The organism is Pseudonocardia sulfidoxydans NBRC 16205 (genome assembly GCF_007989085.1).
In the GTDB taxonomy this organism is placed as follows: Bacteria; Actinomycetota; Actinomycetes; order Mycobacteriales; family Pseudonocardiaceae; genus Pseudonocardia; species Pseudonocardia sulfidoxydans.
This window is the reverse complement of the sequence record NZ_BJVJ01000035.1, coordinates 19,400-39,200: the sequence shown is the minus strand read 5'-3', so window position 1 is coordinate 39,200 and position 19,801 is coordinate 19,400. Positions and strand designations below refer to the sequence as shown.

Annotated in this window: 16 protein-coding genes; 10 read left to right on the top strand and 6 right to left on the bottom strand. The window is 72.9% G+C overall.

Translation table 11 applies throughout. From position 1 onward, the window contains the following. Position 1 precedes the first annotated feature (1 nt). Genes PSU4_RS17385 through PSU4_RS17350 form a run of 8 tightly spaced genes read left to right on the top strand, consistent with a single transcriptional unit; the run spans position 2 to position 12,756 of the window. Positions 2–1,327, top strand: coding sequence for a nucleotide sugar dehydrogenase (locus PSU4_RS17385; protein WP_147109534.1), 1,326 nt, complete (start codon positions 2–4; stop codon positions 1,325–1,327). After that, positions 1,324–2,532: a glycosyltransferase family 4 protein gene (locus tag PSU4_RS17380; protein WP_246115176.1), complete on the top strand. Its 1,209-nt coding sequence runs from the start codon at positions 1,324–1,326 to the stop codon at positions 2,530–2,532. The genes PSU4_RS17385 and PSU4_RS17380 overlap by 4 nt, the downstream gene beginning before the upstream one ends. Before the next feature lie 14 nt (positions 2,533–2,546). After that, the gene (gene asnB / locus PSU4_RS17375; RefSeq protein WP_147109530.1) at positions 2,547–4,493 is read left to right on the top strand and encodes an asparagine synthase (glutamine-hydrolyzing); all 1,947 of its coding nucleotides are present in this window, start codon (positions 2,547–2,549) and stop codon (positions 4,491–4,493) included. After that, a complete protein-coding gene (locus tag PSU4_RS17370; RefSeq protein WP_147109528.1) occupies positions 4,490–6,697 on the top strand; it encodes a bi-domain-containing oxidoreductase in 2,208 nt (735 codons plus the stop codon). The genes asnB and PSU4_RS17370 overlap by 4 nt, the downstream gene beginning before the upstream one ends. Further along, positions 6,697–8,682, top strand: coding sequence for a heparinase II/III family protein (locus PSU4_RS17365; RefSeq protein ID WP_147109577.1), 1,986 nt, complete (start codon positions 6,697–6,699; stop codon positions 8,680–8,682). The genes PSU4_RS17370 and PSU4_RS17365 overlap by 1 nt, the downstream gene beginning before the upstream one ends. Further along, positions 8,679–10,226 carry a right-handed parallel beta-helix repeat-containing protein gene (locus tag PSU4_RS17360; RefSeq protein ID WP_147109526.1) on the top strand — a complete coding sequence of 516 codons (1,548 nt, stop codon included), beginning with the start codon at positions 8,679–8,681 and terminating at the stop codon, positions 10,224–10,226. Before PSU4_RS17365 ends, PSU4_RS17360 begins: the two co-directional genes overlap by 4 nt. A 2-nt stretch (positions 10,227–10,228) precedes the next feature. Next, positions 10,229–11,464, top strand: a complete 1,236-nt coding sequence (locus tag PSU4_RS17355; protein ID WP_246115175.1) for an O-antigen ligase family protein — start codon at positions 10,229–10,231, stop codon at positions 11,462–11,464. Beyond that, on the top strand, positions 11,461–12,756 hold the full coding sequence (locus PSU4_RS17350; protein ID WP_147109524.1) for a glycosyltransferase family 4 protein: 1,296 nt from the start codon (positions 11,461–11,463) through the stop codon (positions 12,754–12,756). The genes PSU4_RS17355 and PSU4_RS17350 overlap by 4 nt, the downstream gene beginning before the upstream one ends. Here the strand turns inward: PSU4_RS17350 and PSU4_RS17345 are convergent. From PSU4_RS17345 to PSU4_RS17320, 6 genes are all read right to left on the bottom strand, one after another. Further along, the gene (locus PSU4_RS17345) at positions 12,686–13,267 is read right to left on the bottom strand and encodes an acyltransferase (protein WP_246115174.1); all 582 of its coding nucleotides are present in this window, start codon (positions 13,265–13,267) and stop codon (positions 12,686–12,688) included. The genes PSU4_RS17350 and PSU4_RS17345 overlap by 71 nt on opposite strands. A gap of 28 nt (positions 13,268–13,295) precedes the next feature. Then, positions 13,296–14,564, bottom strand: coding sequence for a polysaccharide pyruvyl transferase family protein (locus tag PSU4_RS32455; protein ID WP_147109522.1), 1,269 nt, complete (start codon positions 14,562–14,564; stop codon positions 13,296–13,298). Beyond that, positions 14,561–15,514 carry a glycosyltransferase family 2 protein gene (locus PSU4_RS17335; RefSeq protein ID WP_147109520.1) on the bottom strand — a complete coding sequence of 318 codons (954 nt, stop codon included), beginning with the start codon at positions 15,512–15,514 and terminating at the stop codon, positions 14,561–14,563. The genes PSU4_RS32455 and PSU4_RS17335 overlap by 4 nt, the downstream gene beginning before the upstream one ends. After that, positions 15,511–16,992, bottom strand: a complete 1,482-nt coding sequence (locus PSU4_RS17330; RefSeq protein ID WP_307724793.1) for an MATE family efflux transporter — start codon at positions 16,990–16,992, stop codon at positions 15,511–15,513. Before PSU4_RS17330 ends, PSU4_RS17335 begins: the two co-directional genes overlap by 4 nt. A gap of 181 nt (positions 16,993–17,173) precedes the next feature. After that, positions 17,174–17,842, bottom strand: a complete 669-nt coding sequence (locus PSU4_RS17325) for a phosphatase PAP2 family protein (protein ID WP_147109518.1) — start codon at positions 17,840–17,842, stop codon at positions 17,174–17,176. Between the two features lie 56 nt (positions 17,843–17,898). Continuing rightward, complete coding sequence (locus PSU4_RS17320; RefSeq protein WP_147109516.1) at positions 17,899–18,726, bottom strand: sugar phosphate nucleotidyltransferase; 828 nt, start codon at positions 18,724–18,726, stop codon at positions 17,899–17,901. Between the two features lie 299 nt (positions 18,727–19,025). On the opposite strand from PSU4_RS17320, the gene ctaJ reads away from it, so the two are divergent. Both ctaJ and PSU4_RS17310 read left to right on the top strand, forming a co-directional pair. Further along, a complete protein-coding gene (gene ctaJ, locus PSU4_RS17315) occupies positions 19,026–19,265 on the top strand; it encodes an aa3-type cytochrome oxidase subunit CtaJ (RefSeq protein WP_147109514.1) in 240 nt (79 codons plus the stop codon). Further along, on the top strand, positions 19,255–19,794 hold the full coding sequence (locus tag PSU4_RS17310; protein WP_147109513.1) for a DUF5130 family protein: 540 nt from the start codon (positions 19,255–19,257) through the stop codon (positions 19,792–19,794). Before ctaJ ends, PSU4_RS17310 begins: the two co-directional genes overlap by 11 nt. Positions 19,795–19,801: the final 7 nt, after the last annotated feature.

The following is a 19,801-nucleotide window of genomic DNA, read 5'->3' as shown; positions in this document are numbered from 1 at the left end:
AATGAACGTGACACTGTTCGGCCTCGGTTATGTCGGGTCGGTGACGGCCACCTGCCTGGCCGATCGTGGCCACCGCGTGGTCGGCGTCGACACCGACCCGGGCAAGGTCGCGACGGTCAACTCGGGCCGCCCGACCGTCATCGAGCCGGGCCTGGACGAGATCGCGGAGCGTGTCGTCGCCTCGGGTGCGCTGCGGGCGTCGATCTCGGCGTCGGAGGGCATGGAGGACAGCGACCTGTCGCTGGTGTGTGTCGGGACGCCGTCGGCGCTCGACGGCAGCACGAACCTGACCTATGTCCGCCGCGTCGTCGCGCAGATCGGTGCCGCGCTGGCGGAGAGCACGCGTCCGCACACGGTCGTCGTCCGGTCGACGGTGCCGCCCGGCACGGTCGCCGACGTCGTGGTCCCGCTGCTGGAGGCCACGTCGGGCCGGACCGTGGGTGAGGGTCTGCAGGTCGCGATGTGCCCGGAGTTCCTGCGGGAGGGGTCGAGCGTCGAGGACTTCTTCGAGCCGCCGTTCCTCGTCATCGGCGGGTCCCCGGCGGCTGCCGCGGCGCTGCGTGAGCTGTTCGCGTTCCTCACCTGCTCGGTGCACGTGGTGGACACGCGGGCGGCGGAGAGCGTCAAGTACGCGTCGAACGCGTTCCACGCGCTCAAGGTCGCGTTCACCAACGAGGTCTCGCGGCTCTACCGCGCCCTGGACGTGGACGCCCGTGACGTCATGAAGGTCTTCGTCGAGGACCGCCAGCTCAACATCTCCCCGGCCTACCTGCGTCCCGGGTTCGCCTTCGGCGGCTCGTGCCTGCCCAAGGACGTCCGGTCGCTGCTGCACCTGGGCCGGGTCAACAACGTCGATCTGCCGGTGCTGGCGGGCACGTTGGCCTCGAACGAGATGCTGGTGCGCGACGTCGCCGATCGCATCCTGCAGGAGATCGATGCCCGTGGCGGCGGCAACCGGCGGGTGACGCTCGTCGGGCTGGCGTTCAAGCACGCCACCGACGACCTCCGTGAGAGCCCGAACGTGGCGCTGGCGGAGATCCTGATCGGCAAGGGCGTCGACGTCCACATCTACGACCCGATCATCAGCATGTCGAAGCTGTCGGGTGCGAACCTGCGCTACGTCGAGTCGAAGCTGCCGCACCTGCAGAAGGTGCTGCACGACGACCCGTCGTCGGCGCTCTCGGGCTCGCTGGTCGCGGTGGTGTCCTCGGCCGCGCCGCGGGTGGTCGACGCGATCGTGGCGGCCGATCCGGCGGTGGTCATCGACCTCAACGGTCGGCTCGCGGCGCTCGAGGTGCTGCCCGGATACCAGGGCGTGGGCTGGTGAGGTTCCGCCGCCGCGTATCCGGCCGGCACGTCTGCATCGTGGTGCAGAACCTGCCGGTGCCGTTCGACCGCCGGGTGTGGCTCGAGTGCAAGGCGCTCGTGGCCGCCGGATACGAGGTCTCGGTCGTGTGCCCGAAGGGGCCGGGCGACCCGTCCTACCAGGAGCTCGACGGCGTCCACATCGTCAAGTACCGGGCGTTCCCACCGATCACCCGCCAGGTCATGTTCCTGGCCGAGTACGCGTACTCGATCCTGGCGACGTTGCTCGGGCTGGCGAAGGTCTGGCGGCGCAGCCGGTTCACCGTCGTGCAGGTCTGCAACCCGCCGGACGTGCTGTGGACCGCGGTGCTGCCGTTCACGCTGCTGTTCGGTGTCCGGATGGTGTTCGACCAGCACGACCTGTGCCCGGAGCTGTACGAGTCGCGGTTCGAGTCGCCCGCGGCACTGCCCTACAAGGCGCTGGTGCTCGCGGAGCGGGCGACGTACGCGCTGTCGTCGCACGTCATCTCCACGAACGAGTCCTACCGCAGGGTCGCGATGACCCGTGGCCGCAAGAAGCCGTCGGACGTCACCGTCGTGCGCACCGGGCCCGACCCGGACAGGATGCGCCGCCGGGAGCCGGACGCGGCGCTGCGTCGCGGGCACCGGCACCTGCTCGTCTACATCGGGGTGATGGGCCCGCAGGACGGTGTCGACCTCGCGATCCGGGCGATGGAGCACATCGTGGGCACCCGCGGGCGCACCGACGTCGCGCTGACCCTGATCGGCGACGGTGACGCCGCACCCGCGCTGCGGGCGCTCACCACCGAGCTGGGGCTCGACGAGCACGTCACGTTCACCGGCCGTGCGCCCGACGACGTCGTCAAGGGCGTGATGTCCACGGCGGACCTCGGCCTGTCGCCCGACCCGAAGAACGCCCTCAACGACGTCTCCACGATGAACAAGACGATGGAGTACATGGCCTTCGAGCTTCCCGTCGTCGCGTTCGACCTGGTGGAGACGAAGGTGTCGGCCGCCGAGGCCGCCGTGTACGCGACTCCGAACGACGTCGCGGAGTACGGCGACGCGGTGCTCGCGCTGCTCGACGACGAGGTCTCGCGCAAGCAGATGGGTGAGGCGGGCAGGCGCCGGGTCGAGGACGTGCTCGCCTGGCGTCACCAGATACCGCCCTACGTCGGCGTCTACGACCGACTCATCGGATCCTGAGGAGCGAGACGACGATGTGCGGTATCGCGGGGACGTACCTGATTCCCGACGGTGACCGGCTCACCGACCTGATGACCGACGCGGTCGCCCACCGCGGCCCCGACGCGGCCGGGCGCTGGTCGCATCCCGTCGGCGACGGCACGGTCGAGCTCGGCCATCGCCGGCTCTCGATCGTCGACCTGTCACCGACCGGCGCCCAGCCGATGGCCGCCGACGGGCTGGTGCTCACCTACAACGGCGAGCTGTACAACGCGGCCGAGCTGCGCGCCGAGCTGGGGTCGTCGGGGGTGCGGTTCCGCGGGACGTCCGACACCGAGGTGTTGCTGCAGGCGTGGCGGCGCTGGGGTGTCGAGTGCCTGCCGCGGTTGCGTGGCATGTTCGCGTTCGGGGTGTTCGACACCGCGACGGGCGAGCTGTTCGTGGCCCGCGACCAGCTCGGTATCAAGCCGCTGTTCGTCGTCCGCCGCGGCCGTGGGCTCGCGTTCGCCTCCGAGCTCAAGGCGCTGGCCGACGCGTTCGGGGGCGAGCTGCACGTCGACGAGGCCGCGCTCGTCGCGTCGCTGCTCTACTACTGGGTCCCCGACAGCCGCTGCGCCTACCGGGAGGCCGAGAAGCTGCAGCCCGGCAGCTGGCTGCGGATCCGTCCCGACGGTGCCGTCGCCCGCGGCACCTACTGGTCGCTGCGCGAGGTCGCCGAGCGGGCCGCGCACGAGCCCGCGCCGACGGCCGCGGAGCTCGACGAGATCGTCGCCGACTCCACCCGCCGCCACCTGATCGCCGACGTGCCCGTCGCGACGTTCCTGTCCGGCGGCCTGGACTCCAGCTACCTGACGGCGCTGGCCGCGCGCGAACAGCCGGGCATCTCGGCGTACACCATCGGTTTCCGCGCCGAGGACGCGAAGTTCGAGGCGATGCCCGACGACCTGCGCTACGCGCGTCAGGTGGCCCGGCAGTTCGGTGTGCAGCTCAACGAGATCGAGATCGCGCCGAACGTCCTGGAGCTGCTGCCGCTGATGACGCGGGCGCTCGACGAGCCGATCGGCGACCCGGCCGCGATCAACACCTACCTGATCTGCAGCGCCGCCCGGGAGGCCGGGGTCAAGGTCATGGTCTCGGGCATGGGGGCCGACGAGCTGTTCGCGGGCTACCGCAAGCACCTCGCGAACCGGCTGGCGGTGCGGTACCAGCGCGTCCCGCGGGCGGTGCGCCGGCCGCTGCACGCCGCGGTCGACCGGCTGCCCGTCGCGAGCTCGACGCGCGGCTACCGGTCAGTGCGGTTCGCCAAGCGCTTCCTGTCGTTCGCCGACCTGGGGGAGGAGGCCGCCTTCCGGCGCAGCTACACGATGTACGACCGGGGCGAGCTGCTCGACCTCGTCAGCCCCGACCTCGCCGGTGCGGTCGACGACGTGCTCACCGAGCACGCCGACGTCTACAACGACACCCTGCTCACCGACCACGTGAACCGGATGTGCCTGGCCGACGCCCGGCTCTTCCTGCCGGGGCTCAACCTGGGCTACACGGACCGGTCGAGCATGGCGGCGTCGACGGAGGTCCGCGTCCCGTTCGTCGACGTCGACGTCGTCACCGCGGCGTTCCGGCTGCGCGGCGACCAGAAGATCGTCGGCCGCTCGGGCAAGGCGGTCCTCAAGGAGGCGGCGACGTCGATCCTGCCCGCCGAGATCGTCCACCGGCCGAAGGGCCTGTTCAGCGCGCCGCTGCGGGCGTGGATGAGCCGCGATCTCGCGCCGCTGGTCCGGGAGGTCGTCGAGGACGGTGTCCTCGTCCGGTCCGGGTTCCTGCGCCGCGACGCCGCGGCCCGGCTGGTCGCCGAGGACGCGGCCGGCCGCGAGGACCGGTCCAAGCACCTCTGGCACATCGTGACCTTGGAGTACTGGTACCGGAACGCGATGTCGGCAGGCGCCGGCGACGTCCGGACCGCCGTGAGCGGGGGAGCCCGATGAAGCAGGTCGTCCAGAACTACAAGAGCGGCGAGCTGGCACTGCTCGACGTTCCCGAGCCGATGTGCAAGGCGGGCGGCGTCCTGGTGCGCACGCTGTACTCGCTCATCTCCACCGGCACGGAGATGATGAAGGTCGGCGAGGCCGGCATGTCGCTGATCGCGAAGGCCAAGGCGCGGCCCGACCAGGTCGCGAAGGTCGTGCAGAGCGTGTCGACGCAGGGCCTGTCGGCCACCTACCGCAAGGTGTCGGGCAAGCTCGACTCCTGGACCCCGCTGGGCTACTCGACGTGCGGCGTCGTCGAGGAGGTCGGCGAGGGCGTGCGCGACGTCAAGGTCGGCGACCTCGTCGCCTGCGCCGGCAACGAGCACGCGCTGCACGCCGAGCTCAACTGGGTGCCGGTCAACCTCTACAGCCCGCTGCCCGCGGGTCTCGACGCGGGCCAGGCCGCGTTCGGCACCGTCGGCTCCATCGCGATGCAGGGTGTGCGGCGCGGCGAGCCGCAGCTCGGCGACGTCGCGCTCGTCGTCGGCCTCGGCCTGATCGGGCAGCTCGTCGTCCAGCTGCTGGTCGCGGCGGGCGTGAAGGTCGTGGGTGTCGACCCCGACCCGGCGCGTTGCGCGTTGGCGGAGGAGCTCGGCGCGTCGGTGTGCAGCGCTCCGTCGTCCGGGGTGGTCGACGCAGCCGTCGCGGACATCACCGGCGGCCATGGCGTCGACCAGGTCTACCTGGCGGCCGGCGGCAGCAGCAACGAGCCCGTGGAGCTGGCCGCGAAGCTCAGCCGCGACCGCGGCACGGTCGTCGACATCGGCAAGACCCGGCTCGACCTGCCGTGGAACGCCTACTACGAGAAGGAGCTCGACGTCCGGTTCTCCCGGTCGTACGGGCCCGGCCGCTACGACCCGTCCTACGAGCTGGAGGGTCGCGACTACCCGATCGGCTACGTGCGCTGGACCGAGCGCCGCAACCTGGAGTGCTTCCTCGACCTCGTCGCCCGCGGGCGGGTCGACGTCGGGCCGCTGGTCTCGCACGTCGCGGACTTCGACGACGCCGTCGCCACCTATCGGGGGCTCGAGGCCGGCGAGCTGAAGGCCGTCGCGGTGCTGTTCCGCTACCCGCAGCCCGAGGCCGGCACGCCGGTGCCTGCGACGGCGCCCTCCGCGACGACCAGCCCGGTCGTGCCCGTCGTCCCGCAGCAGCGCACGGCCTCGATCCCGCTGGGCCGCCCGCTGCGCATCGGGTTCGTCGGCGCCGGCAACTACGCGACGTCGATGCTGCTGCCGCACCTGGCCGAGCGCGCCGACGCCGAGCTGACCCGCGTCGTCACGACCTCGGCGCTGTCGGCCGCGAACGCGCGGCGCAAGTTCGGCTTCGCCGAGAGCTCGACCGACCTCGACGACGTCATCGACGACCCGTCGATCGATGCGGTCTTCGTCGTGACCCGGCACAGCTCGCACGCGGCCCTGACCCGCCGCGCGCTGCTCGCGGGCAAGGCCGTGTTCGTCGAGAAGCCGCTCGCCCTCGACGAGGCGGGGCTGCGCTCGGTGCTCGACGCGGTCGCGGAGTCGGGCAACGACCGGCTGCAGGTCGGGTTCAACCGCCGCTTCGCGCCGCTGCTGGTGGAGGCGTCGCAGCGGCTGGGCCGCCGCGTCGGCCCGGCGACCGTCCGCTATCTCGTCAACGCGGGCCGCCTCGACGCGCAGAGCTGGTACCTGCGCAGCGCGACGGAGGGCTCGCGCTTCGCGGGCGAGGGCGGGCACTTCGTCGACACCGTCAGCTGGCTCCTCGGCGCCGACCCGGTGTCGGTGTTCGCCGCCGCGGCGCCCGGCCGGCAGGACCTGCACGCCGTCCTCACCTACCCGGACGGGTCGACCGCGGTGATCACCTACGCGACGTCGGGTGCCGCGCGGTTCCCGAAGGAGACGATCGAGGTCCTCGCCGACGGCTCGGTGCTGCGCTTCGACGACTTCGCCCGCGCCACCGTGCACGGCCCCCGCAGGTGGGCGTCGTCGCGGATCCCGCGCGGGCGCGACAAGGGCCAGGCCGCGCAGGTCGACGCGTTCGTCACCGCCGCGCGCACCGGCGGCCCGTTCCCGTCGTCGGTGGCCTCGATCGCCGCGACGACCCGCGCGACGCTGGCCGTCGACGCGAGCCTCGGCAGCGGCGCGACCGTCCGGCTCGATGCCCTGGCGGGTGCGCCGTCGTGATGGGTCCGGGCTGGTACCTGCGGCGGCTGTCCCGCATGGGACCCGCGGAGATCGCGGGCCGGGCGGTCACGGCCGCCCGCGTCCGGCGGTTCCGCACGTCGTTCCCGGTACCGGTCCCGCTCGGGAGCCGCCGGGCTCCCGCGCCGCTGCCGGCGGGCACGTTCGACGACCTGCCCGCCGGTGTCGTCGGGGCGCTGGTCGCGACGGCCGACGAGCTGATGGCCGGCCGGGCGGAGTTCTTCGGCGTCGTCCGCGACGACATGGAGCTGCCCGACTGGTCGGCCGACCCGAAGACCGGTCGCCGCGCCCCGGCCGACGTCTACGCCTTCGACGTGCCCTACCGCGACGAGGACGCCGTCGGCGACATCAAGCAGATCTGGGAGCCCTCCCGCCACCAGCACCTGACGGTCCTCGCGGCCGCGTACGCGGTCACCGGTGACGACAGGTACGCCCACCGCGTCGCCGACCACCTCAAGTCGTGGTGGGCCGCGAACCCGCCGATGCGCGGCCCGCACTGGCTCAGCGGCATCGAGCTGGGCATCCGGCTGCTGAGCTGGGTGTGGGCGCGCCGGCTGCTGCACGGCTGGGGCGGCGCCGCGGCGCTGTTCGAGCAGAACCCGGTCGCCGTCGAGCAGGTCGGCGCGCACCAGAGCTGGCTGGCCGCGTTCCCGAGCCGCGGGTCGTCGGCCAACAACCACGTCATCGCCGAGCTCGCCGGGCAGGTCGTGGCGTCGGCGGCGTTCCCGTGGTTCGCCGGGTCCCGTGGCTGGGGCGCCGACGCGATGCGCGCGCTCGAGCACCACCTCGCCGCCAACACCTTCGGGTCCGGGCTCAACCGCGAACTGGCCAGCGAGTACCACGGCCTGGTCCTGGAGCTGGGCCTCGCAGCGGCCGCCGAGGCCGACGCCGCGGGCTCCGCCGTGCCGCCTGCACTGTGGGAGACGTTGCGCCGCATGACCGACGCGCTCGCCGCCGTCGTCGACGCCCGGCTCCGGCCGCCGCGGCAGGGCGACGCCGACGACGGGCACGGGCTGGTTCTCGACGGGGCGGGCGTCGATCGCTGGGGCGGGCTGCTGGCGACCGGTGCGGCCCTGTTCGGCGCGTGCGACTGGTGGCCCGCGACGGGCGGGACCGACGTCCGGACCGCCGCGCTGGCCGCGCTCGCGCGCCCGGGCGTCGTGCCGGGACAGCGGCCGTGGTCACGCCCGGTCCAGCTCGCCGACGCGGGCATGACGGTGCTGCGGGCGGCGGCGCCGACCGGCGAGGTGTGGGTGCGCTGCGACGCGGGCCCGCACGGCTTCCTCGCGATCGCCGCGCACGCCCACGCCGACGCGCTGTCGGTCGAGGTCCGCCACGACGGCGTCGACGTCCTCGCCGACCCCGGCACCTACTGCTACCACGGCGAACCCGCCTGGCGGGGCTACTTCCGATCGACGATCGGGCACAACACCCTGGAGCTGGCCGGGCGCGACCAGTCGCGGTCCGGTGGACCGTTCCTGTGGGTCCGCCACGCCCGCAGCCGGCTCGTCGACCTCGACACCCCGCACGGTGGTACGGCCCGCTGGGTCGGAGAGCACGACGGCTACCGCACTCGCGACGGCTCCGGTACCCACCGCCGCACCGTCGCGCTGGCTGCCGACGGCACGCTCCGCATCGTCGACGAGGTCACCGGCGCCGCCCAGGACTGCCGGCTGGCGTTCCACCTCGGACCGGCCGTCGAGGTCGACCTGACCGGTGCCGTCGCCGAGCTCTCGTGGCGCGGCGACGACGGCCGCACCGTCCGCGGACGGCTCACGCTGCCCCCGTCCCTGACCTGGTCGGCCCACCGCGCCGAGACCCGGCCGCCGCTCGGCTGGTACTCAGCCGGTTTCGGCCGCAGGCAACCTGCCGTCACACTCGTCGGCCACGGCCGCTGCGGCGCCACCCACGGCCTCGACACCGTCCTGAGCCTCGACGACCCGACCCCCGGGAGTGGTACCGGATGACCCGACCGCGCAGCGTCGCAGCAGCTGCGCTGCTCGCCCTCGCCCTCCTCGTCGTCGCGGCGTGCAGCAGCGCGCCCACGGCCGTCCCCGACCAGGGCGGCACCGTCGCGACGAGTGCGTCCGCACTCCCGAGCGGTATCCCCGCGGCCGTGTGCGGGCGGACGGAACCGGGCCCGGCCGGCGCCCCACCGGGAGCCGTCGTCATCGACCCGGCCGTCCCCGGCGACCTCGTCGCGAAGACCGACGCCAGCCCGCCCGGGACGACGTTCTGGCTCGCCGCGGGCGTGCACACGCTCGGCACGCACGAGTACGACCAGGTCGCCCCCAAGACCGGCGACGTCTTCACCGGTGCCCCGGGCGCGATCGTCGACGGCAAGGGCCTCAACAACTACGCGTTCGTCGAGACCGCCGAGAACGTGACGATCAGCCACTTGACCATCCGCGGCTTCAACCCGCCGCAGGACCAGGGCGTCGTCAACCACGACTCGGGCAACGGCTGGACGATCGTCGCCAACACGATCGAGGACAACCAGGGCGCCGGCCTGATGGCCGGGGCCCGCCAGCAGGTCCGCGGCAACTGCCTGCGCAACAACGGCCAGTACGGCCTCAACGCCTACCAGCCCGGCAACGGCATCACCGGGATGGTCGTCGAGGGCAACGAGATCACCGGCAACAACACCCAGGACTGGGAGCACAAGGTCCCCGGCTGCGGGTGCAGCGGCGGCATGAAGTTCTGGTCGGTCAACGGCGCCGACGTGCGCGGCAACTGGATCCACGACAACCGCGGGCCCGGCATCTGGGCCGACACGAACAACAACGACTTCCTCATCGAGGGCAACCTCGTCGAGAACAACGACAGCGAGGCGTTGTTCTACGAGACGAGCTACAACCTGGTGCTGCGCGACAACCTGATCCGCAGGAACGCCATGGTCGCGGGCAAGGAGAAGGCGGACCAGCAGGACTCCTTCCCGATCGGCGCGGTGTACCTGAGCGAGTCGGGCGGCGAGCCGCGGATCCCCGCACGCACCGACAAGATCGACATCTACGGGAACCGCTTCGAGGACAACTGGTCGGGCATCACGGCCTGGGAGAACTCGGACCGCTTCTGCAACAGCCCCGCCAACACCTCGACCGGCGTGTGCACGCTGCTGGTCCCGGACGTCGAGAAGTGCGTCCAGCCGGGGATCGCCACCCCGCCCCTCTACGGCGACTGCCGCTGGAAGACCCAGAACGTCGACGTCCACGACAACACCTTCGTCGCCGACACCGCCGTCATCGGCTGCGCACCGGGCTACGCGTCGCGGATGGCGGTCCTCGCCAACTACGGCACCTACCCCGACTGGTCGCCCTACCACGGCGAGGTGATCCAGACGGCCATCAGCACCACCCAGAACGTCGGCTGGCGGTCCAACACCTACCAGGGTTCGTGGACCTTCGTGGTGGCCGCCGTCGACAAGACGGAGTCGGTCACGCAGTGGCAGGGCGGGCCCGACCCGCGCGACCAGGGCAGCACGTTCACCCCCGACACCGCCGCGGGGTGCTGACGATGATCGCCCCCACCACCGCGCCGGCGTCCGCGTCCGGGTCCGTCGCCACCGAGCCTCCGGTGCCGCGCCTCGTCGGCGCCGTCTGGGCACTGATGGTGCTCAACACCCTCGGCTTCACGACGGTCGCGCAGATCATCCCGTTCCCGCGCCAGGTCGGCCAGGTCGTCACCATGGCGGCGCTGGCCCTGGCCCTGGGCCTGGCGCTGATGCTCAACCCACGGATCCGGATCCGGCCCAGTGCCTACCTGCTGTTCCTGACGCTGATCCTCGTCGTCAGCGTCGTGTCGAGCCTGCGGCTGGAGGCCGGCTACGGCGCCCTGTTCCGGTGCTTCCGCCTCACGCTGTTCGTCACGACACTGTGGCTGCTCACCCCGTGGTGGCGTGGTGACCTGCGGTTCGTCGGCTACCACCTGCGGGCGCTCGCGGTCGTCCTCGGGTCGGTGCTGCTCGGTCTGGTCATCTCGCCGGGCTCGGCGTTCTCGGGCCCCGACGGCCGGCTCGTCGGCGCGATCTGGCCCATCCCCGCGCCCCAGGTCGGCATGTACGGGGCGATCACGATCGGGCTGTGCCTGCTGCTGTGGATCGAGCGCGCCGTCCCCGGCAGGCTCGCGGCCTGCGTCGCGATCCCGGCATTCGGACTGGTCCTGCTCAGCCACACCCGCACCTCACTGCTGGGTCTCGCGGTCGGCCTCGCCGTCGCCGGGCTCAGCGTCGCCTTCACCAGCAAGCGCGCACGGCAGGTCTTCTCCGGCGGTGTCGTCGCCGCAGGTGTCGTGGCGCTGCTGTTCAGCGGCGTCATCATCGAATGGCTCCAACGCGGCCAGGACGCCGACCAGCTCGCCAGCCTCACCGGCCGCGCGAAGGTGTGGGGGCCGCTCCTGGCGAAGCCGCGCACCCTCGACGAGCAGCTGCTCGGGGTCGGCCTGACCGACAAGTCGTTCGGCGGCCTGCCGATCGACAACGCCTGGCTCGCCGTGTTCAACGAGCAGGGCCTGATCGGCATCGTGCTGGTCGCCGCGATGCTGGTGACGATGCTCTGCGTCGCGTTCCTGCGCCCGCCGTCGCCGGCACGCACCTGCGCCGTGTTCATCCTCGTGTACGGGCTCGTCGCCTCCTACACCGAGGTCGGCCTCGGTGACGCGTCCCCGTACCTGCTGAACATGGCGGTCGCGGCGTCGTTGCTGGTGTACCGGCGCACCCCTGCGACCGACGCCCTGCCCGCGGAGGGCCGATGACCGTCACCGGCGCGCCGCGCCACGTCCTCGTCGTCCACAACCGCTACCGCACCGAACAGCCCAGCGGTGAGGACCGCGTCGTCGACCAGGAGACGGCCCTGCTGCGCCGGGCCGGGCACCGCGTCACGATGTTCGAGCGGCACAGCGACGACATCGCCGCGATGTCGGTGCCCGCCAAGGTCGCGGTACCGCTGCGCGTGCCCTACAGCCGGGCCGCGCGCACCGCGCTCGAGCAGGTGCTGCGCCGCGAGCGCCCCGACGTCGTCCACATCCACAGCACGTTCCCGCTGATCAGCCCGTCGGTCGTCGACGCCTGCACGGCGACCGGGACCCCGGTCGTCGCCACGCTGCACAACTACTCGCTGCTCTGCCCCGTCGGCAGCTTCTACCGCGACGGGAAGGTCTGCACCGACTGCGCGGGCGGCCTGCCGCTGCCCGCCGTCCGCCACGGCTGCTACCGCGGGTCCCGGCTCGCCAGCATCCCCGTCGCCGCGGGGACCGCGTTCAACCGCCGGCGCCTGCTCGAGGGTGTCGACCGCTTCTTCTGCATCTCCGGCGCCCAGCGCGACACCCTGGTCGAGCTCGGCGTGCCGGGGGAGCGGCTCGCGGTGAAGCACAACTTCGTCGAGGAGCCCGCCGCCCGCCGCGACGGCGCCGGTGCACACGTCCTGTTCGTCGGCCGGCTGACCGGGGAGAAGGGCGTCGGGACGCTCGTGCAGGCGTGGGACCTCGTCCCCGCGGCCGTGCGCGAACGGTTCCCGCTCGTCGTCGCCGGGTCCGGGCCGATGCAGGCCGACGTCGAACGCTGGGCCGCCGGCCGGTCCGACGTCCGCGTCCTCGGCCTCCAGTCCGCCCAGCGGTGTGCGGAGCTCACGGCGCAGGCCGTCACCGTCGTCGCGCCGTCGGTCTGGAAGGAGGCGTTCGGGCTCGTCGTCGTCGAGGCGCTCGCCGCGGGCGTCCCGCCCGTCGCGTCGGCGACGGGGGCGTTCACCGAGCTCGTCGACGAGGACGTCACCGGGCTCCTCCACACCCCCGCGGACCCCGCCGACCTGGCCCGCCGCATCACCGGGATCGTCGAGCCCGCACGCAACGCCGAGATGGGCCGCGCGGCCCGGCGCCGTTACGAGCGGGACTTCTCGCCCACGGCGGGGCTCGCCGCACTCCTGGCCGGATACGACTCAGCCACCGGCGCACGCGCGGTCGGCGACGGCGTCCCGGACGTCAGCCCACCTGCTCCTCGCGCCACCGGGCCCGGGCCGCGGCGTCGGCGCCGGGCGGGGCGAGTCGCCTGACCGCCCGGGCCGGGACCCCCGCCACCAGCGTGTCCGGCGTGACGTCGTCGGTGACCACGGCCCCGGCCGCGACGACCGCACCCGCGCCGACCGTGACCCCGGGCAGCACCGTGGCGTTCGCACCCAGCCACGCACCGCGGCGCACGGTGACGGGCCGGGGCGTGACGGCACCCGCCCGCCGCGTCGACGGACCCAGCTCGTGGGTGGAGGTCACAATCGTCACGCCGTGACCGATCACGACGTCGTCCTCGAGCGTGACGACGCCGTCGAGGTCGAAGTAGCAGCGCCGGTTGACGAAGCAGCCCTCGCCGACCCGGAGGTGCGCGGGCCGACTGAAGTGGGTGCCGCCGTGGAAGCTGCTCGACGCCGGGATCGTCGCGCCCGCGGCACACAGCACGCGGCGCCGCACCCAGCGGCCCAGGATGTCGTCGCCGACGACGTCGGAGGCCGAGTTCACCAGGTGGGTCACGACTCTCCGGGCGGTCGAGCGCACGGCGGCGGACACGGTCACGGGCAGGTCCTCGACGGCGGCACGGTGCTCACGCCGGCACCCCGGGCCTCGGGCTCGACCCGGTGCGCCGCTCGAGGAGCCGGGACAGGTCGGCCAGCTGTTCCTCGGCGCGGGTCCGGTACCGCGCCGAGGACTCCTCGATCGCGCGGGCCGCCGCGGAGCGGTCGGCGTCGAGCTCGTCGAACCGGTCGCAGAGCTGCTCGAAGTCGACGCCGGCCAAGGCAAGCGCGAACCGGCCCTGCCCGAACGACTCCATCATCGCCGCGTTCTTCGGCGCGTACCCGAGGGAGAGCGTCGGCTTCCCGACCTTCAGCGCGGCGACGACGTTGTGGTAGCGGGTCGCGACGACGATCTCCACCTGTGCCATCGCGGTCATCAGCGCGTCGAAGTCGTCGGCGGCGACGAGCACCGCGCGGTCGTCGGCGAGACCGGGGCGGGCCGCCCGCAGCTCGTGGAGCAGGTGCTCGGCCACCTCCACGTCGACCCGGTCCCCGACGAACAGTCGCAGGCTCCGGCCGGAGTCGATCAACCGGAGCGCGAAGCGGGACAGCATCATCAGGTACGAGGCGTGGATCTCCGCGTCGCGGCGACGGTCCGTCGCGGCGTTGCGGCCGTGGTAGTCCATGACGCCCAGACCGACGCAGCCCGGCGTCGGCATCACCCCGACGGGCACGGGCAGCGCGAACACCATGTCGCAGAAGACCGGGTCGCTGCTGGTGTCGACACCCATGTCGTGCATCGCGGTCCGCGACAGCTCGTCGCGGTAGGACCGGTAGCGGGCGGTCCGGGCCGAGCGGACGAGCAGGAACCGCAGCGGGAGCTGCGTCACCGCCTGCGCCCCGACCCCGACCAGCGCGACCTGGACCCCGAGCAGCCGGGCCGCCAGGCACATCGTGAACAGCGCGAACGGGAACTGCCACGCCCACATCGGGACGCTGGCCTCCAGCACCCCCATGCCGGGGACGATCACGACGTCGAGCCCGACGAGCCAGACGACGGTCGCGACGACGTCGGCCGCCTTGCCCCACAGGCGCACCAGCATGCCGACGGCGCCGTGCGGCCTGCTCGGCAGCGCGTCGACGACGTGCAGCGGGCTCGCGCGGACGCGGTAGCGGTCGGCGACCTCGTGGTTCCCGGTCGTCATCACCCTCAGGTCGACGGTGGGATGGCGGGACCGCAGATGGTCGACGACGGTCCGCATCGATGCGTCGTTGCCGACGTTGCCGGACCCGAGCTGGCCGAAGAGCCCCACGGTCGGCCGACGTCTTCGACGGGCGCGGCCGACGCCGGCGGTCATGCCGTCCTCCGCACCCGTCCCGCGACGATCTCGTCGAGGTCCACGGAGATCCGTGGGGGTTCGTCGGACCAGCGGTCCTCGACACGGTCGGTGTTGCCGCCCGTGCGCGCACGGTCGACGAGCCAGCGGCCCAGGTGCCCGAAGCACGCGCGCCGGTCCGCCGACGACAGCGGCGCCCTGCGCACGGCGGACACGAACCCCCAGACGTACTCGCCGACCAGCCGCACCGTCGGGTTGCGCAGCCGGTCGCCGCGGCGCGGGTCCATGTTGGCCGCGCGGGCCCGCTTCGTCGGCCGGGCCCGCTCCGCACGGTCGGGGTGGTCGCGCCGGAAGAACAGGAACTCGGGGACCTGCAGGAACCGCCCGAGGAGCGCGAGCTCGGCGATGATCGTCCGGTCGGAGTGGTGGTAGCTGCCGTTGAGCGGGGTCCGGCGCAGCACGTCGGTGCGCATGACGGCGTAGAAGTCGTCGCCGCCGACAGTGAACAGGACACTGCGGAACCGCTCCGGTGCGCTCGCCGAGTCGGTCGCCAGCGGGTAGCCGACCTCCTGCACGACGTGGCCGTGCTCGTCGATGATCGCCTGCCAGGCGTGGCAGAGCACCGCGTCCGGGTGCGCGTCGAGCTCGGCGATGCACCGCTCCAGCAGCGTCCGCGCGTAGAGGTCGTCGTGGGAGGCCCACTTGAAGAACTCGCCGCGGGCGTGGTCGACGAGCAGGTTGTGGTTCGGGATGGCGCCGACGTTGCGCGGCTGCCGGATGTAGGTGACCCGGTCGTCCTCGGCCGCGTACGCGCGCCCGATCTGCTCGGTCCCGTCGGTCGAAGCGTTGTCGGAGATGATCAGCTCGAAGTCGCGGAAGGTCTGGCCGAGCAGCGCGTCGAGCGACTCGGCCAGATACGACTCGCCGTTGTAGACGGGCAGTCCGATGGTCAGGCGCGGTGTCGATCTCACGTGTCTCTCCTCTCGGATGCTCCGGCGGGGACGTCGGCGTCCGCTCCGGATCGTGCGGGAACCACGTGCCTGCGGGAGGCGTCGGCGCCCCGGGGGGAAGGCGCCGGCGGGGTGGTGCGGGGGAGCGCGGCGGCGGGGTCGTCGAGCAGTCGGTGGATGTCGGCGGTGTGGCCGCGGTGGGCGTGTCCGTCGACGACGGGGATGGGGGTGGTGAGGTCGGCGTCCGGGGTGACGGGGAGGGGTTCGGTGGGCGTGGCCCGGTCGAGCTGCGCGAGGTGGTCACGCATCCCGAGGCGCAGCTGCCACCACGCCATGACGGCGCCGGCCACCTGCGCGATCGCCGTGCCCCACGCCGACCCGTAGGCGCCGCCGAGTGCCGCGCCGGCGAGCCCGCCGCCGAGGTAGCAGACGGCGGCGACGAGCTGGGCGCGCAGGCTGCGCCGTGCGGCGCCGAGGGCGCGCAGACCTGCCGCCGCCCCGGTGATGAAGCTCGCGAACATCACCGACGCGGTGATCGGCACGATCAGGTGCGACGCGGACTCCCAGACGTCGCCGAGGAAGTAGTGGCCGACCGACGCGGGCAGCAGCAGGAGCAGCACGCAGCCCCACAGCAGCGCAGCGGCGGCCTGTCCGCCGCCCAGCACCGCACAGAACTGCGGCAGCCGGTGCGGGGCCCTGCGCAGGATGCGCGCGGCCTCGGGGACCGACACCAGGCTCAGCCCCATCAGGACGGCGAGGAACGGCCCGACGAGCAGCTCACCGCCGCGGACGGTGCCGACCGCGGCCAGGCCCGCGATGGCGCCGAGACCGTAGGCACGCAGCTGGGAGGCGCCGCTCATGCTGACGTTCTCGATCAGGTACCGGGACCCGAGGTCGCGATGGCGGCGGACCCAGGTCCTGACGGCCAGCGGCCGGGGCATGATGCGGACCTGCAGGGCGCCCAGCGCGGCGGCGACCGCGCTCGACCCGCCCCACGCGAGCACGAAGCCCGACACCGTGCCGTGGTGGGTCGCCCAGACCATCGAGGGCACCAGGGCGCACGCCCACACGACGTCGTTGACGAACGCGTACTGGCCGCGCCCGACCGCGAAGAACGCGAACCGCCAGCTGTCCTGCAGCAGCAGCGCCGGCAACACGACGCCCATCGCGATGAAGGCGTGGCCGAGGGACCCGCCGAGCAGCGCCCCGACGGCGATGCCCACCAGGCCGCCCGCCGCGCCCAGCACGAGCGCGGTGCCGGAGGACTGGCCCACGGCCTCGCGCCACTCAGGCGTCGGGTCACCGCTGTGGCGGACCGTCAGCGGGTCGGTGCCCAGGCCGCGCGAGACGTTGAGCAGCACGCCGTAGGTGACCCAGACGAGGCTGAAGACGCCGAACGCCGTCGCGTCGAGCGAGCGGGCGACGTACACCCCGACGACGAAGTTCGTCATGCTCGAGACCGCCTGGTCGCCCAGGCCCCAGCCGACACGGCGCGCCATCGATCTCACTGCCCGTGACCGCGTCGACGCTGCAGAGGCGTCTCCGGCGGTCACCCGGGAGGTGGTCGTCGGAGGTGCCGTGGCGTGCGTGTCTTCGGTCCGCGGGCCTTGTACTGCCACGTTTCCCCTCGGTTCCGGCGGTTCGTGCTGACCGGACCCGTGCTCGGACCCGTACGACAGGTCACTCGCCCGGCCCTGCGGCACCGTTACGTTCCGTGGGGAAGTCCCGGTGCCGGCGGCGGGCCCGGCCGTCGGCGACCAGGTCGACCACCTCCCCGGCGAGCACGACGACGCAGAACGCGATGGCGAGACCGCCGAGTGTGTCGCTCGGGTAGTGGGCCATGAGCGTGACCTGGCCCAGCGCCATCGCCCCGCCCCCGATCACGGCGACCGTGAGCACCACGGCGAGCGCGGCAGGCGCCCGCAGCCGGGCGGCCCCGGCGACCGCGAGGGCCGCCGTCACGACGATCGCCGTCGCCACCGCCGTGTGACCGCTCGGGAAGGCGAGGTTCTCACCGTGGATCGTGCGACCGACCACCGGTTTGAGCCCGCTCGTCGTGGCGACGGCGAGCGCCGGGCCCGCGAGGGCGAGGGCGGCACCGCGGCGGTGCCGCGCGAACAGGCAGGCTGCCGCGACGACGACCGCGAGCGCGGTCGCCACCGGCGCGGTGCCGACGACGTCGAGTGCCTGGGCGACCGCGTAGGGCATGGGTTCGTGTGCGTCGACCCGGCCCGACACGGCGGCGTCCGTCGCGGTGGGGACGGACGTGCCCGCCACCGCGACGGCCATCACGGCCGCGCCCACACCGCAGACCGCCGCGACGACCAGCAGGTGCCGACGGGCCGGCACGGGCAGTGCGTGCGGCGGTGGGGCCCCCTCTCCGGGGGCGGTACGGGCCGGACCCGTCAGTGCTCGGCCGCGCCGAGACCCGCGATGACCGCCTGGAGCGGGTCGCGCTGCGGGGTGGTCTCCCAGACCATCCACGGGCTCTTGCCCGCGCGGTAGCTGGCCTCGAGCGCGGTGCGCTCCTTGACCGTGTCGGCGGGGTGCCAGAAGCCGCGGTGCCGGTAGGCCAGCATCCGGCCCTCGGCGGCCAGCGCGGTGCACGCGTCGGCGACCAGGTCGCCGTTCTCCGGGACGTAGTCGAACACCTCGGGCCGCAGCACGAAGTAGCCGCCGTTGAGCCAGACCGGCATCTCCTGCAGCGTCTTGATCCCGGTGAGGTGGTCGCTGTCGTCGACCTCGACGCAGTGGAAGGCGGTCTGCGGCGGCACGGCGACGAGCGACGCGACCGCCTCGCTGGCCTTGAACGTGTCGATCATGTCGTTGAGCGGCAGGTCGGTGAGCACGTCGGCGTAGTTCGCGAGGAACATCTCCTCGTGCTCGACGTGGGGGCGCACCCGGCGGAGGCGCTCACCGATCGAGGAGTCGAGTCCGGTGTGGACGAACGTGATGTTCCAGTCCTGGATGTCCGAGCCCAGCAGCTCGACCTTTCCGCCGGCGAGGGTGAAGTCGTTCGACGCCGTCTCGGAGTAGTTGAGGAAGTAGTCCTTGATGTAGTGCGCCCCGTACCCCAGGCACAGGACGAAGTCCTTGTGGCCGAAATGGGCGTAGTAGTGCATCACGTGCCAGATCAGGGGGCGTGGACCGACGGTTGTCATCGGCTTCGGTACATCCGATCGGCCGTCACGCATGCGCATTCCGTAACCGCCACAGAACAGGACAACCTTCATCTCTACCCCTCCTGGCGTAGCGTCAGCGTCATAGACGTCGCTCTCCGTCGTCATGGCGTTAACGGGCCCGAAGGATCGGCTCCGTGCGCGCCCCGCCCCGGCGCCTGTGGCCGGGGCCCGAGGACCTGCTGCGCCGGTGTCGGTGACGGCCGGCGGGAAGGTGCCCCGCCCTCGGCCGTCGAGCCCGGTGCCGGGGACGCGTTCCGCCGCCCATCTCCCTCGCGCGGGGGATGTGGATCAGTGTGATGGTGGTCGGCCCGTGACCTGCGCCGGATCCGGGTCGGCTACCGTCTGGGGACATGAGCGTGTGGCAGACCATCGGCATCTACGTGCTGATCCCGGCCGCCGTCTACGGGGCCTTCTTCGCCGTGATCGTCGGCCGCAACCGCAGCCGCCGGTCGCGCTACCGCGTGGGCAAGCCGTGGACGCACGAGCCGCTGTTCTGGACGGCGAACCCGGCGGGCACCGGTCTGCCCCCGGGGCGGGTCGACGACCCGGCCGCGGCGACCGGACGAGGAGGTGCGCGCGGTGAGTGGTGAGGTCGAGCACGGGCACGGCGACCACGGGCACGGCACCGTCGTCGATCCGAAGGATCTCCCCGAGGGCGCGGTCGTGACCCAGTCGGGGCGCGTCTCGGCGGCCGAGGACTACGTGGCCAACCCGCCGGAGGCGGAGCCGTTCTCGCCGCAGCAGCTGGCCCGCATCGACGAGGCGATGATGCTGGCCAGCCGCTCGACGGGGCTGCGGTTCAACGTCTACGTCGGCGACCTGGGTGAGGACCCGGTAGCGCGCACGGGCGAGCTGCACGCGGGCGTCGAGGGCGCGGTCGACGCCGTGCTGATCGCGGTCAGCCCCGGGCAGCGGTTCGTCGAGGTCCTCACGGGCCGTGACGCGAAGGTCCGGCTGCCCGACCGCAGCGCGAAGCTGGCCATCATGAGCATGGTGGCGTCGTTCAAGGAGGGCGACCTCGTCGGCGGGCTGCTCAGCGGCCTGCGGATGCTGGCCGACCAGGCCGGGCGGCACGCCCCCGTCCAGCACGTCGGTATCCGCGAGCAGGTCGCGGTCTGACCCGGCA

Excerpts from the sequence above, each read along its gene's own strand:
- PSU4_RS17370 (WP_147109528.1), top strand. The coding sequence starts at position 4,490 with ATGAAGCAGGTCGTCCAGAACTACAAGAGCGGCGAGCTGGCACTGCTC.
- PSU4_RS17360 (WP_147109526.1), top strand. The coding sequence starts at position 8,679 with ATGACCCGACCGCGCAGCGTCGCAGCAGCTGCGCTGCTCGCCCTCGCC.
- PSU4_RS17385 (WP_147109534.1), top strand. The coding sequence starts at position 2 with ATGAACGTGACACTGTTCGGCCTCGGTTATGTCGGGTCGGTGACGGCC.
- PSU4_RS32455 (WP_147109522.1), bottom strand. The coding sequence starts at position 14,564 with ATGACCGCCGGCGTCGGCCGCGCCCGTCGAAGACGTCGGCCGACCGTG.
- PSU4_RS17320 (WP_147109516.1), bottom strand. The coding sequence starts at position 18,726 with ATGAAGGTTGTCCTGTTCTGTGGCGGTTACGGAATGCGCATGCGTGAC.
- PSU4_RS17355 (WP_246115175.1), top strand. The coding sequence starts at position 10,229 with ATGATCGCCCCCACCACCGCGCCGGCGTCCGCGTCCGGGTCCGTCGCC.
- ctaJ (WP_147109514.1), top strand. The coding sequence starts at position 19,026 with ATGAGCGTGTGGCAGACCATCGGCATCTACGTGCTGATCCCGGCCGCC.
- asnB (WP_147109530.1), top strand. The coding sequence starts at position 2,547 with ATGTGCGGTATCGCGGGGACGTACCTGATTCCCGACGGTGACCGGCTC.
- PSU4_RS17330 (WP_307724793.1), bottom strand. The coding sequence starts at position 16,992 with ATGGCGCGCCGTGTCGGCTGGGGCCTGGGCGACCAGGCGGTCTCGAGC.
- PSU4_RS17365 (WP_147109577.1), top strand. The coding sequence starts at position 6,697 with ATGGGTCCGGGCTGGTACCTGCGGCGGCTGTCCCGCATGGGACCCGCG.
- PSU4_RS17350 (WP_147109524.1), top strand. The coding sequence starts at position 11,461 with ATGACCGTCACCGGCGCGCCGCGCCACGTCCTCGTCGTCCACAACCGC.